Genomic DNA, 15,986 nt, shown 5'->3' with positions numbered 1-15,986 from the left:
GCACACTCATTAGTCACGAGGTGGGAATGTACCTTGAGTTGAAATGTAGTAGTCCACATTCGGCATCGGGGAGGCTCCGCGCAGGTCAGGTAAAGCAAAGGTGGTTGTTCCATTGCCACCGAAATTAGTGCCTAGCAGAGAGAATAACGCTGTATTCTGCTGAATACTCAAGATCTGACCTTCGCATTTTAACCATCCCCTGGGAGCGAAAGTGTAAGGATACATCGTAATTTCTCCGAGGTAAGGCATATCTGCTGCTTGTGCCTGCTTGGGACTTACCGCCGTTCCTCCTACCAAAATGACCGCTAACAAACTCAATACAGCGGCTTTCTTCCAAAAGTGCTTCTTCATACCTACAACCCCTTTTCAAATTCGAATAATAGACAACGAATTCAACAAATTCGTGACATTAGTCATGGAATGAAATGATACTATCATGGATTTGGGTTTTTGGCATCGCTAGACACCTATCAAATTAACCGTTTTATTCCTTTTATTAGACGAGAATTTTATTCCACCAAATAAGTATTCCTTGAAGGGAATCTCCCTTGTTATGTCTCAAATGTGCATCTGATGATGAGATGCGGGTCGATACTCGTGCATCTTTTTTCTAATTTCGGTAAATATATATACAAATCGGATGGAAGTGAAGGAGGAATGGACGTGTGGCAGGCAATCGGAACTCATGTACCCAAGTGGGCCGTGTGGATAGAAGCCTTCTTTTTGTTCATTGTACCTTTGATTATTTTTCTGACGGTACGACAAATTAAAGCGCTGGATGGCCGAGAGAGCAGACGTATGGAGCGATTGAAGCTTCTGGAAGAACAAGACCGTTCGGAGCAATCAGATCGTAATCTGTCTGCAAGTGAAGAAGAGAAGGAAAGGGAGAGCTTTACCGAAGACTATGACGTCAATTTAACCAAAATCAGACAAGCAGCGGCGGATATGGCGGATGTGAACGAACGGTCGATTTTTCTGGAAAATCTGAATGCTGTAGGCACACTTTTTTTTGTGGATGGATTAACGGACAAGGTTGGTATGGACCAGAACATTTTAAAGCCGCTGATGGATTGGGGAAGCTCCGGGCTAGAGAGCGATGATCTTCCGAGGGGAGAATTGCTTCGGGATATGATTATTCGTCAGGTCATGCTGGTATCAGAGACACAGTACACGCTGGATGTTCAATTTTCTTTGCAAAAGGTGCTATTCGGTTCTGTCATACTCATGATTCAGGGCATGCCGGGCGCTTTTGTTCTCGGTACACCCAAGGGAAATACCCGGGGGGTGGAAGATCCAATATCAGAGTCGGTGCTGCGAGGACCGCGAGTCGGTTTTACGGAGACACTCAGCGACAATACGGCGATGCTGCGCAGACATGGAGAAAGTACGGAACTGGCTATGTCGTCCTTCAAAGTCGGCAAACGAGTGGAGAAGCAGCTAATGGTGGTGTATTTCAGAGATATCGCTGATTCTGAGCTTGTAGATGAGGTAAAGCGCCGGATAAAAACCATTGATATGGATGAAGTGCTGGAGTCGGGCTATGTGGAGCAGCTTATAGAGGATAACTTTCTTAGCCCGTTTGTGCAGATTCAGAATACGGAGAGACCGGACCGGGTCATGGCCGCTTTGCTGGAGGGGCGTGTAGCGATTCTGCTGGATGGTACTCCTTTTGCGCTCCTTATGCCTGTAACGTACGGGATGATGCTTCAGTCTCCCGAAGATTACTACGAACGATGGATACCAGGGTCGCTTATTCGATTTCTCCGCTTCATGGCAACCTCAATATCTTTGTTCGCACCGGCTCTCTATATTTCCTTTATCTCATTTCATCCCGGTCTGATTCCGACCAAGCTGGTCATTTCCATTATTAGTGCGAGACAGGGGGTCCCTTTTTCTACGCTGATTGAAGTCCTGATTATGGAAATCTCCATCGAAATTTTACGTGAGGCAGGCCTACGGCTGCCTAAACCCATTGGTCCGGCCATGGGCATTGTCGGCGGTCTTATTATTGGACAGGCAGCGGTCAATGCGGGGATTGTAAGTCCGATTCTCGTCATTGTGGTAGCAGTTACAGCGATTTCTTCTTTTGCAACACCTGTATACAGCGCCGGGATTTCCATGCGTGTTCTTCGTTTTGCGGTTATGTTCACGGCGGCCATCTTCGGTTTGTATGGGGTGATCATGTTTTTTCTGATGTTGAGTATTCATATGGCGAAGTTAAAAAGCTTCGGCGTACCGTTCCTTAGTCTAACGGCTCCCCGTTCGTTGAGGGACTGGAAGGATTACTTCATACGGGCACCGCTCCAGTTTATGAGAAACAGACCCATTCTATTGAAGCATAAAGACCCCAAGCGCAAAGACTGATTTCGACAATGAAGGGGGCCGAACGGCCGTGGGAAAAGAAAAGGCAGATAAAATTACAACGTTACAGACGACAGTAATTATTGTTTCTTTTATGCTGGCCGCCGGGTTGCTTACGCTTCCCCGGGTCATGGTAGAGGATTCAAGGTCGCCAGACGTGTGGATATCCATTTTTTTGGCAGGGGGGATCGTATTCCTGTCCGGATGGATTATTGTTAAACTAAGTCAACGATTTCCGGAAAATACCTTTTACCAGTATGTACAGCGGATCATAGGTAAAGCCGCTGGCAAAGTTATTGGCGTGCTGTTAGTCATCTACTTTGTTTGTATAGCCGGATTCGAAATTCGATCTGTAGAGGAAGTAACAGCGTTCTTCCTGCTTGAAGGGACACCGGCATGGGCGATTTCAGCACCTTTTATGTGGATCTCTCTGTATCTGTGCATGGGGGGCATTGGAGCACTTGGCAAAATATGCCAAATCATTTTCCCGATTACGGCGTCTATTTTTTTGTTGATATGCTTGCTGGGATTGAATGTTTTTGAATTGAATAATTTGCGTCCTGTCTTGTCGGAGGGGGTGATGCCAGTATTTAAAGCACTGAAAACTACAACGCTTACTTTTACGGGGACTGAGTGCATGCTTATCATTCTTTGTCGCATGGAAAAACCAGAGAAAGCAACCAGGGTGATCGGTCTGGCGATTGGAATAGCGGCCGTTTTTTATATAGCTGCGTTGATCCTGTGCATTGGCGCTTTTTCGGTGGAAGGGGTCATGACCAGAACCTGGCCTTTTCTGGATTTAGCTCGCAGCTTTGAAGTGGAGTATCTGGTATTTGAACGCTTCGAATCCCTATTATTGTCGATCTGGATTATGCAAATTTTTGCCACATTCAGTATCGCATTTTACTGCGCTTCGCTGGGGGCTTCTCAAATTTTGAATGGCTCTTATGCCAAGATTTTGTTTATTCTGCTCCCGGTCATTTACATCCTATCTCAAATTCCCCAAAACCTTAACGAGTTGTTTTCATTAGGAACGATCCTTGGGAATGCAGCTATCTTTTTATTCGTATTGCTTCCACTGCCGCTGTTGCTTATTTCTCGCTGGAGGGGGGGGCGGTCATGAAAAAAGTCCGGTTAGGATTACTCGGAATGGCGGCTCTCCTGATATGCAGTACACTTTCAGGTTGCTGGAGCAGCTCTCCGGTGGAGGATTTAAATCTGGAGACAGGCATTGCTATGGATGTAGCGGAACAATCTTCGCAGGAAGAGCAAATCAATCGGAAAGGAGGAGATTATCCGAAGAAAGAGTTAATTAAAGGGACATTTCAATTCGTAGTGCCAGAGGAAAACAAAAGTTCAGGAAACTCTCCTTCGCAAATTAAAAAATTTTTCAACATTACGGAAACCGGTGATTCCGTCTTTGAGATGCTGAGGGAAATTTCATTACGAACCAATCGTCCTCCTATCGGATTTCATTTGAAGACGGTCATTATCAGCTCCAGTCTGCTTCGTAAGGTTCCGTTGTATGAGTTGCTGGACTTTTTTTTAAGGGATAATGACATCCGACCCAGCGTTCAATTGCTGATCAGTACGGGCACGGCAGGTGATGCACTTCAGGAGAAAATCCCCGGCCAGACCCCGGCCTTTATATTAAAGGATATTTTCGTAAACCGTAAACGAAATTCACGGATGTTAAAGCCCATGTCATTGGCTAAAGTGATCGGACCCATGAAAGCGAACAGCAGCTTTTTATTGCCTAATGTCATTACGACGGAAAGTGAAATCAAGCTGGCGGGTGCGGGAATCATCAGGGGAAAGACGCAAACATACGGTGGTTTTCTGAATGAGTCTGAGGTGGAAGGACTCACGTGGATCAAAGGCGAACTGAAAGGAGGTCTTCTGAAAAGTATCAATCCCAAAACTGGCAAAAATATGGCATATGAGATCAAATCAGTGAAAAGCAGCATCAAGGCCATGGTTCAGGGGGATGATATATCTTTCCGCGTGAGAATGACTTCAGAGGGACGCATTTCGGAAAATTTTAATCCGAATGAAGATTTGGGCAATAACCGGCTGCTCGGACGAGAAGAGAGTATCTTTCAGGAGAAAGTCAACTCATTAGCAGAACAAACCGTAGCCAAAATGCATAAGCTGCGGGTGGAAGTTGGAGGTTTCGGAGAAGCCCTGCGGATTCAGCATCCTAAAGTATGGCGCAAGGTCAAAGCGAATTGGGACACGACCTTTAGCACGATTCCGGTAAAATTCAGTACGGATATTCACATTGAGGATTATGGATCTTCCAATACGACGGCAGATTAAAGTATTTAGTTTGCACGTATTATGAAAAACCTTCAATACCACGAATCTACGTGGCGTTGAAGGTTTTTTAATACTTCTTATCGCTTTCTCCTAAAAGACTATTCAAACAGGGACAGCGTTTCTTTCAGCCATGTAATATAACTTTCTTCCCGATTGATAGCACGACTCAGTACCAAATAATGCCCAAATTGATGAGAGCCTGGAACCTGGAGGTTCTTGTCCAGCAGTTGGAGGGATTTTTTGCTTTCGTACAAATACTCCAGCTTCTCTTTACGTTTGGCGATCTGATCCTCGAACAGCCGCTTGTTCTCTTCCTTGGGGAGGGTGCCTGAGAAATACAGCATGAGCATAAACTCATCCTTTTCCGTTTCCGGCAGCTCTTTGGGGCTCAACAGCCACTCGGTCAGCTCTTGGGTTCCCTTGGGTGTGATGCAGTACAGTTTCTTTTCCAGCTTGGCTCCTGTAATGGAGGTGCGATATTCAATTAACTCTTCTTCGGTTAGCCTTTTGAGCTCAGGATAAATCTGACTGTGCTTGGCACTCCAAAATTGTCCGATTTCCTTCTTGAATTGGCTTGTTATATCGTAGCCGCTCATTTCCTGTTTGTGGACCAGGCCTAAAATGGCATATTTTAATATACGTTTCAACGTAGCTCTCCTCGCAATGCGGTATTTGACATTAGTATATCACAGTGCTACAATTTATATGTAATCAAAAACATGTTTGAGTTTACATGTTTAAAATTCAATACTTATTATTTTCAGCATGATGTTCAAATTCATGAAAACTCATAATACAGAAAGAAGGATGCAAGATGGACAAGTTTATCGGCAGTCACATGATCTACACCTACGAGAATGGTTGGGAATACGAAATATATATTAAAAATGAAGATACCATCGACTATCGCATTCATAGCGGCATGGTAGGCGGACGTTGGGTTCGTGACCAGAAGGTCAACCTGGTGAAGCTGGTGGAGAATGTGTACAAAGTATCTTGGACTGAACCGACAGGTACGGACGTTTCCCTGAACTTTATGCCAGAGGAAAAACGGATGCACGGCATTATTTTCTTCCCTAAATGGGTTCATGAGCATCCCGAAATCACTGTACGCTATCAGAACGATTTTATTCCACTGATGGAAGAATCGCGTGAAAAATACGAAACCTATCCTAAATATGTTGTCCCTGAATTTGCAGATATTACATTCATTGAAAATGCGGGTGTAAACAACGAAAAATTGATTTCTCAAGCGCCATACGCAGGTATGACAGACGATATTCGTGCAGGTAAGCTGCAAGCATAATCAAACATTTGCTGATGGGTGTAAAGCCTGGGTCTGTGATAAGCAGTCTCAGGCTTTTTTGTGTTGATTGGAGAGAGGGTAGGGATTAATCTGTGAGCGGGATTTAGAATGAATAGTAGACCAGACCATGCTCGATCAGATAAGAACGGCTAATCCGTGGTTTTACGATGGGCGTTGCAGGAGAGAGACTTTGCAGGTTCACGTGGGTGGTCAGGTCGGATAAGGCGGACAGAGCCAGCTCTGCCTTAAATCACAAACAAGGGCTTAAAATGAGGATGAGTAACGAAAACCGACTTTTAATACTCATGAAAGCGGATACTTGCATCCGTCTCTTTTATTATCTTGCCGATAGTCCTTTATATTGAAAAAAAGAGAACCCCGGATATCCTTATCCCGGGGATTGTCTTTATGCTCTCTTAGGTCCAAAAATCATAAAACTGATCGCGGCTAGAACCCAGACACCAATACCGCCGTAGAGCATTATCAAGCCAAAGCCGTGCACAAGCGCTGCATGGACGATGGCTCCAGACGCATCCAGAGAGGAGAGTTCTGGCAAACTCTGCTTGAGAGATACAGTATTTCCGGCGGCTATTTTTTCGGCTACAGACCGCAATTGCACTGCATTGAGAGTCCCGGAAAGGGCACCCTTCAAATAAGACAGAATACCTTCCTGCAAGATGAATCCCATCACAGCGATGTTGATGGCTAAAGTGATCAATCTGGCACTCATATCTATACCAGAAGCCATGCCTGCACGGGCACTCGGAACAGAGCCGGTGGTCGTGTTGGTCACAGGCGTGTTGGTTAAGCCAAGCCCAATACCAGCCAACAAGGAGCCAGGGAGCATGGTCAACCAACTGGCGTGATCGCTGCCGCTGCCATATTTCATCAAAATGAAGCCCATACCGAGGATGAACAGACCTGATGGAATGACTACGCGCGGCTGATAGCGGAGCGAAAAACGCTCTGCCAGAGGCGGAATTACCAAGGTGGGCAGCGCATAAGCCAAGAGAGACAGCCCGGCGGCTACGATGCCGTAACCCAGGCCACTCTGGAAATAGATCGGCAGATAGATCATGAACGGCCAAAAACTGAAGTTCATGCCGATGGAGCCAAGGAGAGCGCCGGAGAAATTACGTATCTTGAATACGGAAAAGTCAAACATCGGATGGGCGCTGAGCTTTTCGGCAAATAGAAAAACAATGAAACTTACTGCTACTGCAACAAGGATGCTGATGGATGCTCTGCTGGTAAAGCCGAGTTCCGGCCCTTGCGTGATAAAGTATGCAAGGCCAAAAACTGTCAACGAAAGCGTGATGATGCCGATAATGTCCAGCTTTTTCACCTGCGGATCTCTGGACTCCTCTATGCCACCGAAAACAAGAATCAAAGTGAGGATGGTTAACGGAACGTGGACCAGGAAAACCCAATGCCAGTTCAACACGGCCACGATCATGCCGCCGATGATAGGTCCAAAACCGAGGCCGATACCGAACACGATCCCCCATATGCCAAAGGCTTTGCTGCGTTCTTGTCCTTCCTGAAACCGATGTGAAAGAATTGCTATCTGGCAAATCTGCATCGCACCAGCACCCACCCCTTGGAGAAACCGACTGATGATCAGAACCGATGTGCTTTGCGCCAAGCCACAAATCAAGGATGTAATACCGAACAAGACGAGGCTGATAGTAAAAATACGCCTCCTTCCATACCGGTCAGCCAGCGTTCCAACAGCCATCAGAACTGTGGCACATGCAATGGTGTAAGCGTTCATAATCCATTGCATATCTTTAAGATCGCCATGCAATACTTTTTCCAGAGTTGGCAGTATCACTGGCACACTGGAAATTTCGAGGCCGAACATCAATGCGGACAAACATATAGCGGCCAGTGCAATTATATTTTTGCGGGAGAAGGATAGGCTCACTGAGAGGTCCCCCCAGACTTTTGTTCACGGTCTGGACATCCGGCAACGCAACTATAATATTGCGCCTCATTAAGCGCAACTTGTACACCAGCACCAACCAGTCTTTTTTCGTCAATTGTACGATCAATAGCCTCTTCAATATGTACTTCTAAATCTGCTACTGTTCCTACCTTATTTAAAACGTATTTACTCAAGGGCAGCCATCCTTTCTATCTTTTCATGTTTTGCCTTATCGATGTGAGTTTTATTATATAATATAAATCATTCATTTTACATAACGCAATCAATCCATTATGATGATTATACAAAGTAATTAAATGAATTTCTCATAAAAACGTTAAATTTAAAGGAGAGCATTCAAAGTGGATCATGTAGACAAACAAATCCTCTTTTATCTTCAAAGTCAGGCAAGAATTTCAATGACGGAGCTAGGGAAATGCGTGGGTTTGTCCCAACCTGCTGTAACAGAACGAGTTAAACGAATGGAAGAAAAAGGGGTTATCAAGGAGTATCGCACTATCATCTCTCCTGAAAAGATAGGAAAGGATACGGCAGCCTATATATTGTTTCGGACTAGAGATTGCCATGCATTTCTTGATTTTGTCCATACATCTCCACATGTTGCCGAGTGCCACCGTATAAGCGGAGATCACAGTTATTTATTAAAAGTAGTGACCAACTCGACGCGCACCCTAGAAGAGTTTAGTAACCAGTGCGATAAGTATGGAACCTACACGAGCCTGATTGTCATGTCGTCACCGATCGATCATAGACTTCTCATTCATTCTCTGGAAGAAGCAAGTGGAGCTGCTCATTCAGAAAAAGATTAAGAATGAAAAAAAGACACCCCCGGATATCGGTATCCCCGGGGGTGTCTTCATCATGAAAATATATAGTTAAGCTGATTAAACGGGTGTTACATCCTGAATCGCTTCTTCTTCTTTCCAAATCACGTTCTCGCGATAGTTTGATCCCCAATCATACATCGCTCTCAGTACCGGAATCAGGCTTTCGCCATGCTCGGTCAGTGAGTATTCCACATGCGGAGGAACGACAGGATAGACCTTACGAAGAATGAGTTTATCCTCCTCCAGCTCGCGCAGCTGGTTGGTCAGCATTTTTTGCGTGATATGGGGGATCAGCTTTTTCAGTTCACCGAACCGCTTGGTGCCTTCCAAGCCGAGATGCCATAAAATAATCAGCTTCCATTTCCCGCCAATGACGGCGAGGGTCAATTCCTTATCACAATTAATCAGCTTCAAATCAATCCGGTCTTTTACAGTAGTGATGTTCATCGACCTCCTGTCCGTAGTGACTCCAAGTATACTATTTATGGCTACTATACGCAAAAGGGGATACATCCATTTTGGAAACTAACCATACTTTTGGATACGGATGGACCGGACAGTGACGAGTAATGATTTGTGAGCGTTTGGGAAAGCTACGACGGTTAAGAAGGAATGACGATGGTGTTAAATGATTCCGGCTCCAACTCGAAATGATGCGTATCCTCTCCAGCGGACAGATTCAGCACACGCGATTCGTGGAATGGATTGGCAATGACCACTATCGTTTGTCCGTCAGCATTGCGGAAAGCGACGGCATTCCCCGTCCATGATCCATGGAGTCCAATGCGTCTCGCACCTGGCAATACAAAATGAGAAAAGTGCTTCATCACGTAATATTCCGGGTTCAGGGTACGCTTACGATCCGCCGGATCAACGGTGATCATCGAATTTTGCTCCCATCCCCATGTGCTCTTGCCTTTCGGCTCCAAAACCATGTTCCAGTAAATATAAGCATTCACGCCATTGGTGAAGTAGTGCTGGTACAGGTTATATACATATTTGGCGTAGTCCCACGAATTTTCTCCGTTCCCGCATTCATTTTCTGTCTGCATATAACGAAGCTCGGGATAGCTGGCTACGGTGCGTTGGATGGCATTTTTGCCTGCCCACTGATAGCCCACGCCTTTAATATATTTGTAGGCCTCCGGGTCACTCAGTACGGTATGGGCATATTCATCGAATCCGGTCGAAGTCTTCTTCATCAATTCTTCCCACGGATCGGGGGCATTAATGGTACCCAGCCAAATTTCCGTATCCAGTCCGTGTTCCTCGAAGGCAGGGCCCAAGTAGTCTCGAATAAATTCACGCAGCTGTTCTCCGGTCCATACACAGGAAGGGAATTTTTGATCGGCAATGACTTCATTTTGAACATGGACCTGATGAATCGTAATGCCTGCCTCGCGGTAAGCCTGCACAAATTTGACGAAGTATAATGCATACGCTTTCAAAATATTTTTTTCCCAGCGCAATGTGCCGTAATTGTAAGCCTTGGGCGATTTCATCCATGTCGGCGGGCTCCAGGGTGAAGCGAACAGCTTCAAGTCCGGGTTAAGTTGCAGCGCTTCCCGAATGAAAGGAATGAGATACTGCTGATCCCGCTCGATGGAATAATGCTTCATCTCCACGTCGCCATCCGTTTCATTATGACTGTACCATTCCAGCGCGTAGTCACTGGCTCCAATAGGGAGTCGGCAAATCGTGAATTTGTGTTCGCCCTCCGGGTGGAAGAGAGAATGAAGCACCTGCTCCCGTTCGTCGCTCTCCAAATGGTTCAAGGCTACATAGCCCAGTTCATTAAAACAGCCGCCAAAGCCTTCGACAAGCTGATACGTTTCGCCTGTAATGGTCAGGTTGGCAGGCTCTTGGGTTTCGCTAGGATGATGAGATCGGGATTGCCAAGCTTTAGCTTTGGAAGTGGAAAACCACTGAATGGTCTGATTGCTCATATATTACCCTCCTGTTAACGCTTTTTGTATCTCTTCTTATTATAGGGTAGGATCATAAGAGATGAGATGGTCTGAGCCAAGACAAATTTGCCCTAATCCAAGGTGGATTCTGCTGATAAGAGTTGCCAAGAACACATAAAGAACACATGTCTTTGGTATGCTGATGTCCTAGAATGACCGAAAGAGGGAAGTCGATTGAATAAAAGGGTTCTTCTCGTGGAGGATGAAATACGTATCCGTGAAGTCATTGCGGATTATTTTAAGCAGAATAATTGGGAAGTCTATGAAGCAGGCAATGGAAAAGATGCGCTAATCTGGTTTGATTCGGTGCAGCCCGACCTGATCATACTCGATATTATGATGCCGGAGCTGGATGGTTGGGAGGTATGCCGTCAGGTTCGCAGCCGTTCCGGTGTGCCGATCATTTTGCTGACCGCCAAATCTGGTGATGATGATAAAATATTGGGCTTTGAGCTGGGAGCAGATGACTACGTTACCAAGCCTTTTAGTCCCAAGGTGCTGATCGCCCGCGCGAACGCGCTGATGAAACGGGTGGATGGCCATGTGCTGCCTGAGTCGCATGTCCTGCGGTTCGGCACGGCCATTCTCAATACGATGGCTCATCGGCTTGAGGTAGATCAGGCGGAAGTCGAGCTGACGCCCAAGGAGTATGAGCTGCTGCGGTTGCTTATACATAACAAAGGTATGGTCATTTCACGGGATGCGATACTTAGCCGGGTGTGGGGGATCGACTTTGAAGGAGACACGCGGGTCGTGGACACGCATATCAAAAAGCTGAGAAGCAAGCTGGGCCGTGAATCACGCCATATCCGGACCGTTTTTGGTACAGGCTACAGGTTTGAGGAGGAAGAATGAACAAACGGGGAGTTACCTTTAAGTTGTTCATTATGACCGTTGTATTTTTTCTTTGTTTTTACGGCATGGTGATTTTAAGTCAATTGCTGTTTTTTGAAAATTTTTATCAGCAACAGAAGATCGGGCGTGTGGAAAGCCGTTTGCAAAGCTTCGGTCAAAGTTATGTCAAGGAGGCTTGGGGATCGGGCAGGGTTTCGCGAGAGGCAGCTCGCTTTATGCTTCAGAATAAGAACCAGTTGGCGATTGTCACGCTGGACGGCAAAGTAAAGCTGGATGACCCGTTCCATATCAATCTCCGAAAAGCAGACGGGCAGATCGTTAAAATATCGTTGTCTCTGTTTATGAGCCAATTTGGAGATGAACTGAGGGCAGCCCGGATTCAGTCGGGCGACTCATTAACCGTTGAAGGTGAAGTGTTGGAAACCGACGGCATCTCTTCTGCCAATTTAATTTATCCGACAGGCATTCAGAAGCCTGGCTCCAAACATATAGGAACGACCTCGGAAGAGTCGAGCACAGAGGGTAGTGTAAGGTTGTCCGGTACGGTGACAGAAATTGTGCTGCCGGATCTGAAAACCTGGAGCCAGCGGCAAGGACTGCTGTTTAGTGCTTTGGAGGAATGGTTTCCTTTGTCGCAGACCCATTTGGAGAAGCTCAAGAATTTTGAAGTGCTGGAGGAAGAGTGGAAGGAGCCTTGGACAGGTGTACGTAATGCGGTCATTGTCTATCCTGTGCGACAAAGCACCGGAGAGATCGACCTGCTGTTCACAGTGACATCGTTGCAGGAAATCAGCGAGACGAATGAAGCTCTGCGCTGGTTCTATCTGTACCTGGGCATCGGGGGTTTTGTACTGATTCTTATTTTGTCCTTGTTCTATTCCCGAATGGTGACCCGTCCGCTCATCGCATTGAACAAAACCGCCAAGCGGATGGCAAAGCTCGATTTTACAGCCCATACACCGATTCGGCAAAATGATGAGCTGGGCAGCCTGTCCTACAGCATGTATACCTTGTCCCAGAACCTGGACACCGCTTTGCGCGAGCTTCAGGAGGCTAACCAGCAACTGGTTGAGGATATGGAGCAGAAACAGAGGATGGAGGCTGTGCAGCAGGACTTTTTTGCCAACGCCTCTCATGAGCTGAAGACCCCGCTTAGTATTGTTAAAGGCTTCGCCGAAGGGCTACAGGATGGCGTTAGTGCCGGGAAGCAGGACCACTATATCAAGGTGATTGTGGAGGAAGCGGACAAAATGGATCGACTGGTCAAGGATATGCTGGACCTCGCCAAGCTGGAATCCGGCACCCTCAAGCTTCGCAAAACGACCTTTATACTGAGCGAGCTGGTGGAGGAAGTCGTGGACAAGCTGTTCCATCTGCTAAAGGAAAGGCATCTGGAAGCGGTCATTATCCCTGCTAATGAGCTGCCGATTCATGCCGATGCCGGATGGCTAGAGCAGGTGATTTTCAACTTCGTCATCAATGCCATCCGGCATGCCGAGGAAGGAAGCTCGATTACGATCCGTATCGAAGGCTCCGGGGAAATCAATACCTTTTCCATTGAAAATAAAGGAGAAACGATTCCCGACGATCAGCTGGAGCAAATTTGGGAACGGTTTTACCGGGCCGAGCTTTCACGCAGCCGTCAGACAGGGGGAACGGGACTGGGACTGTCGATCGTCAAACGGATTTTGGATTTGCACGATTTTCGCTATATGGCGGAGAATACCAGGGATGGCGTTCGTTTTGTCGTCATATTTGGAGGTTAAGCTATGGCAAAGGAGTCAAGCAGTATGAAATGGAATTGGTTGCCCTCACTATGCACGATGGCAAATCTGGGGGCAGGGGTACTATCCCTGTTTTACACGATTCATGAACAATATACGACCGCTTTTATTCTGATTATGGTGGCTGCTTTGTGGGATGTGCTAGACGGTTTGCTGGCAAGGCTGCTGCATTGCTCCAGTGATTTTGGCAAGCAGCTCGATTCGCTGGCGGATGTGGTCTCATTTGGCGTTGCCCCTGCTTTCTTGACCTTGTTCTACCAGCTGGGAGGTACACATTGGATGGGGCCGCTTGTGGCTGTTTTGTTTGTGATATGCGGTGCAGTAAGGCTGGCAAGATTCAATCTGATGGCTTTTAGTACAGGCTTCGTAGGTATGCCAATTACGGCTGCGGGTGTTATTTTGTCGTTTATGTTTTTATGGAGTGAGCATTTGCGACCCGAATTATTGCTTGGGCTCATGGTAGTGCTGTCTTTCCTGATGATTAGCCGTATTCCGTTCCCGTCCTTCAAAAAAAAACCGATCAGGAGGTAGCACCCTATGGAATGGGCTATGAGCATGATTACACATTATGGGTACATTTCTATTTTTGCACTTCTTGCTCTCGGGATTATCGGCCTTCCGGTTCCAGATGAAATTATTATGATCTTTGTCGGCTATCTGTCCTCCATCATGGTACTGAATTATTCAATGTCTGTGCTGGTCAGCTTTATCGGGGCGATGACAGGTATGATGATCAGCTACATGCTCGGCAAAAAGCTGGGACAGCCGTTAGTGGATAAGCACGGCAAGTGGGTCGGGCTGACACCGAAACGGTTTGCAAGGGTGAAGGGGTGGTTTGCACGCTTCGGGCTGTGGACCATTCTGGTCGGTTATTTCATTCCGGGTGTCAGGCATGTGACAAGCTACTTGTCTGGAATTAGCGCAATGCCTGTTCGAAAATATATGCTGGTCGCAAGCGCAGGTTCTCTCGTATGGACCCTTGTTTTTATCTCGATTGGTTATATTACCGGAGCGAATATACACTTTCAATAAGGTTACACCAAAAGTAATGTAGCATTTTTCATGTATTCCGTCGATAATATAATAAAGAAACTGTACAACCAGTGAGGGGATCTGTAGTGAACGCTTTTATGAAGCATATTGAAAAATTACCTGGTTTTCTGCAAATGATCCTGAATATCTCGTTGTTTCTGGTCGGACTGATTTTAAGCTTCTTGCTGCTAAAAGAAACATGGTCCATCTTTTCCTATGTTTTCTTGTCTGCAGAGTCGGATAAGAATTACTACGAATTCACGGAAGAGTTGCTTGTATTTTTCTTGTATTTTGAGTTCATTGCATTAATTGTTAAGTACTTTAAAACCAATTTCCATTTTCCTTTACGTTATTTCATCTATATTGGCATTACGGCTGTCATCAGGCTCATTATTGTAGATCACGATGATGCCAAGAATACATTTTGGTGGTCCATTGCCATTCTGGTCATGGTAGGTTCTCTATTGATCGCTAACAGTAAATTGTTAAAAAGAGAAAGCTGATCGTTAGGACAGATTACAAGGTTGACAGTCAAGTGGGAAAGAGGGAATAAAGACGAATGGTAAGAAACTGGATGAATCATGCGGGCGTCAGGCGGGTAGCCGTCCTTGCGATAATCGTTTTGCTGTTGTTTATGTTAAGAAGCATGATGAATATTATGTTGTTAACACTGCTGCTTACGATCTTGATTGGTAGTATCTATAACGGAGTGAATAAGCTGGTCAAGCGGTTTGTCAATGTGCCGTCAATGGTCGTGCTGCTACTGGTGTATGGGCTGCTAATCCTGATTATGGTGTGGGGCGTTTACCGAATGGTGCCGCTAATCATTGTACAGGTCAAGCAGGTGTATCTCATGATTCAGCAAGCATATATGTATCCTGATCGTAATCAATGGAATGAAACCATCATTGAGTTTATGGATACGTTGAATGTCCAGCGGCTATTTGAGCCGGGCTTGAATGCAGTGATGAAGGTCAGTCAATTGGGGACACAACTGCTGGTCTCGATTATTTTGAGCTTATTCTTCCTGATGGAAAAATCCTATATTACACGCTTTACAGCAACGTTTGTGGATAGCAAGCTGGGTTGGTTTTTCAAGGAAGTGGGCCATTTTGGTCGTATGTTCCTGGACACGTTCGGGAAGGTGCTGGAGGCTCAACTGCTGATTTCACTGATTAACTGTATCTTGACCACGATTGCGCTCTGGATTATGGGCTTTCCTAATCTGCTGGGTCTTGCGCTCATCATATTCGTGCTGGGATTGGTCCCGGTGGCAGGTGTGTTTATCTCGCTGGCGCCGCTCGGTCTGATTGCTTTCAGTGTCGGCGGCATTCAATATGTCATTTATCTGGTTATTCTGATTGTGGTGATACATGCCATTGAAGCCTATTTCCTGAATCCGAAGCTGATGTCTTCCAAAACGAATTTACCGATCTTCTTTACCTTTGTCGTACTTATTTTCTCTGAACATCTGATTGGAATTTGGGGCTTGATTGTAGGTATTCCGTTGTTTGTTTTCTTCCTCGATCTGATTGGGATAAAACGCAAGCAAGAGAAGGATACCTGATTTGACGAATGCCTGCGAAG

The 15,986-nt window shown here is 46.0% G+C and carries 17 protein-coding genes; 11 read left to right on the top strand and 6 right to left on the bottom strand.

Features of this window, described 5'->3' with window-relative positions:
* Positions 1 to 9: 9 nt before the first annotated feature.
* A complete protein-coding gene (locus ACQ4MX_RS11090; RefSeq protein WP_431090587.1) occupies positions 10 to 351 on the bottom strand; it encodes a phage tail protein in 342 nt (113 codons plus the stop codon).
* A gap of 312 nt (positions 352 to 663) precedes the next feature.
* On the opposite strand from ACQ4MX_RS11090, the gene ACQ4MX_RS11085 reads away from it, so the two are divergent.
* The 3 genes from ACQ4MX_RS11085 to ACQ4MX_RS11075 are packed head-to-tail and all read left to right on the top strand — an operon-like array spanning position 664 to position 4,680.
* Entirely contained in the window at positions 664 to 2,364 is a 1,701-nt protein-coding gene (locus ACQ4MX_RS11085; RefSeq protein WP_431090586.1) for a spore germination protein, read from the top strand.
* A 28-nt stretch (positions 2,365 to 2,392) separates the two neighbouring features.
* The gene (locus tag ACQ4MX_RS11080) at positions 2,393 to 3,484 is read left to right on the top strand and encodes a GerAB/ArcD/ProY family transporter (RefSeq protein WP_431090585.1); all 1,092 of its coding nucleotides are present in this window, start codon (positions 2,393 to 2,395) and stop codon (positions 3,482 to 3,484) included.
* Positions 3,481 to 4,680 (top strand): Ger(x)C family spore germination protein, encoded by a 1,200-nt coding sequence (locus ACQ4MX_RS11075; RefSeq protein ID WP_431090584.1) that lies wholly within the window; start codon positions 3,481 to 3,483, stop codon positions 4,678 to 4,680. The genes ACQ4MX_RS11080 and ACQ4MX_RS11075 overlap by 4 nt, the downstream gene beginning before the upstream one ends.
* A 98-nt stretch (positions 4,681 to 4,778) precedes the next feature.
* Here ACQ4MX_RS11075 and ACQ4MX_RS11070 read toward each other — a convergent pair whose 3' ends face one another.
* Positions 4,779 to 5,327, bottom strand: a complete 549-nt coding sequence (locus ACQ4MX_RS11070) for a PadR family transcriptional regulator (RefSeq protein WP_431090583.1) — start codon at positions 5,325 to 5,327, stop codon at positions 4,779 to 4,781.
* Positions 5,328 to 5,494: 167 nt separating this feature from the next.
* Between ACQ4MX_RS11070 and ACQ4MX_RS11065 the strand changes: the two genes are divergently transcribed.
* Positions 5,495 to 5,986 carry a phenolic acid decarboxylase gene (locus ACQ4MX_RS11065; RefSeq protein ID WP_014279672.1) on the top strand — a complete coding sequence of 164 codons (492 nt, stop codon included), beginning with the start codon at positions 5,495 to 5,497 and terminating at the stop codon, positions 5,984 to 5,986.
* Between the two features lie 406 nt (positions 5,987 to 6,392).
* Here the strand turns inward: ACQ4MX_RS11065 and ACQ4MX_RS11060 are convergent, their stop codons facing one another.
* A complete protein-coding gene (locus ACQ4MX_RS11060; RefSeq protein ID WP_431090582.1) occupies positions 6,393 to 7,913 on the bottom strand; it encodes an MFS transporter in 1,521 nt (506 codons plus the stop codon).
* Entirely contained in the window at positions 7,910 to 8,107 is a 198-nt protein-coding gene (locus ACQ4MX_RS11055; RefSeq protein WP_431090581.1) for a hypothetical protein, read from the bottom strand. Before ACQ4MX_RS11055 ends, ACQ4MX_RS11060 begins: the two co-directional genes overlap by 4 nt.
* 168 nt (positions 8,108 to 8,275) lie before the next feature.
* Between ACQ4MX_RS11055 and ACQ4MX_RS11050 the strand changes: the two genes are divergently transcribed.
* Positions 8,276 to 8,743, top strand: a complete 468-nt coding sequence (locus ACQ4MX_RS11050; protein ID WP_192512300.1) for an Lrp/AsnC family transcriptional regulator — start codon at positions 8,276 to 8,278, stop codon at positions 8,741 to 8,743.
* A 75-nt stretch (positions 8,744 to 8,818) separates the two neighbouring features.
* On the opposite strand, the gene ACQ4MX_RS11045 is transcribed toward ACQ4MX_RS11050, so the two are convergent.
* Positions 8,819 to 9,208: a winged helix-turn-helix transcriptional regulator gene (locus ACQ4MX_RS11045; protein WP_014279676.1), complete on the bottom strand. Its 390-nt coding sequence runs from the start codon at positions 9,206 to 9,208 to the stop codon at positions 8,819 to 8,821.
* A 155-nt stretch (positions 9,209 to 9,363) separates the two neighbouring features.
* Positions 9,364 to 10,707 carry a glycoside hydrolase family 30 protein gene (locus tag ACQ4MX_RS11040; protein WP_431090580.1) on the bottom strand — a complete coding sequence of 448 codons (1,344 nt, stop codon included), beginning with the start codon at positions 10,705 to 10,707 and terminating at the stop codon, positions 9,364 to 9,366.
* Between the two features lie 195 nt (positions 10,708 to 10,902).
* Here ACQ4MX_RS11040 and ACQ4MX_RS11035 point away from each other — a divergent pair, with 195 nt between their 5' ends.
* From ACQ4MX_RS11035 to ACQ4MX_RS11010, 6 genes are all read left to right on the top strand, one after another.
* Entirely contained in the window at positions 10,903 to 11,583 is a 681-nt protein-coding gene (locus ACQ4MX_RS11035; protein WP_431090579.1) for a response regulator transcription factor, read from the top strand.
* Positions 11,580 to 13,349: a sensor histidine kinase gene (locus tag ACQ4MX_RS11030; RefSeq protein ID WP_431090578.1), complete on the top strand. Its 1,770-nt coding sequence runs from the start codon at positions 11,580 to 11,582 to the stop codon at positions 13,347 to 13,349. Before ACQ4MX_RS11035 ends, ACQ4MX_RS11030 begins: the two co-directional genes overlap by 4 nt.
* A 24-nt stretch (positions 13,350 to 13,373) precedes the next feature.
* Positions 13,374 to 13,898 carry a CDP-diacylglycerol--serine O-phosphatidyltransferase gene (gene pssA / locus ACQ4MX_RS11025; RefSeq protein WP_044645397.1) on the top strand — a complete coding sequence of 175 codons (525 nt, stop codon included), beginning with the start codon at positions 13,374 to 13,376 and terminating at the stop codon, positions 13,896 to 13,898.
* 6 nt (positions 13,899 to 13,904) lie between these two features.
* Entirely contained in the window at positions 13,905 to 14,399 is a 495-nt protein-coding gene (locus ACQ4MX_RS11020) for a DedA family protein (protein ID WP_431090577.1), read from the top strand.
* Positions 14,400 to 14,485: 86 nt separating this feature from the next.
* A complete protein-coding gene (gene psiE / locus ACQ4MX_RS11015; RefSeq protein WP_431090576.1) occupies positions 14,486 to 14,902 on the top strand; it encodes a phosphate-starvation-inducible protein PsiE in 417 nt (138 codons plus the stop codon).
* Between the two features lie 56 nt (positions 14,903 to 14,958).
* Positions 14,959 to 15,966, top strand: a complete 1,008-nt coding sequence (locus ACQ4MX_RS11010) for an AI-2E family transporter (protein ID WP_431090575.1) — start codon at positions 14,959 to 14,961, stop codon at positions 15,964 to 15,966.
* Positions 15,967 to 15,986 lie beyond the last annotated feature (20 nt).

Origin of the sequence: Paenibacillus sp. 8b26, assembly GCF_050626875.1 — a bacterium.
Taxonomy (GTDB): domain Bacteria; phylum Bacillota; class Bacilli; order Paenibacillales; family Paenibacillaceae; genus Paenibacillus.
Note: the sequence above shows the minus strand (reverse complement) of the source record. Positions and strands in the feature narration are given on the sequence as shown.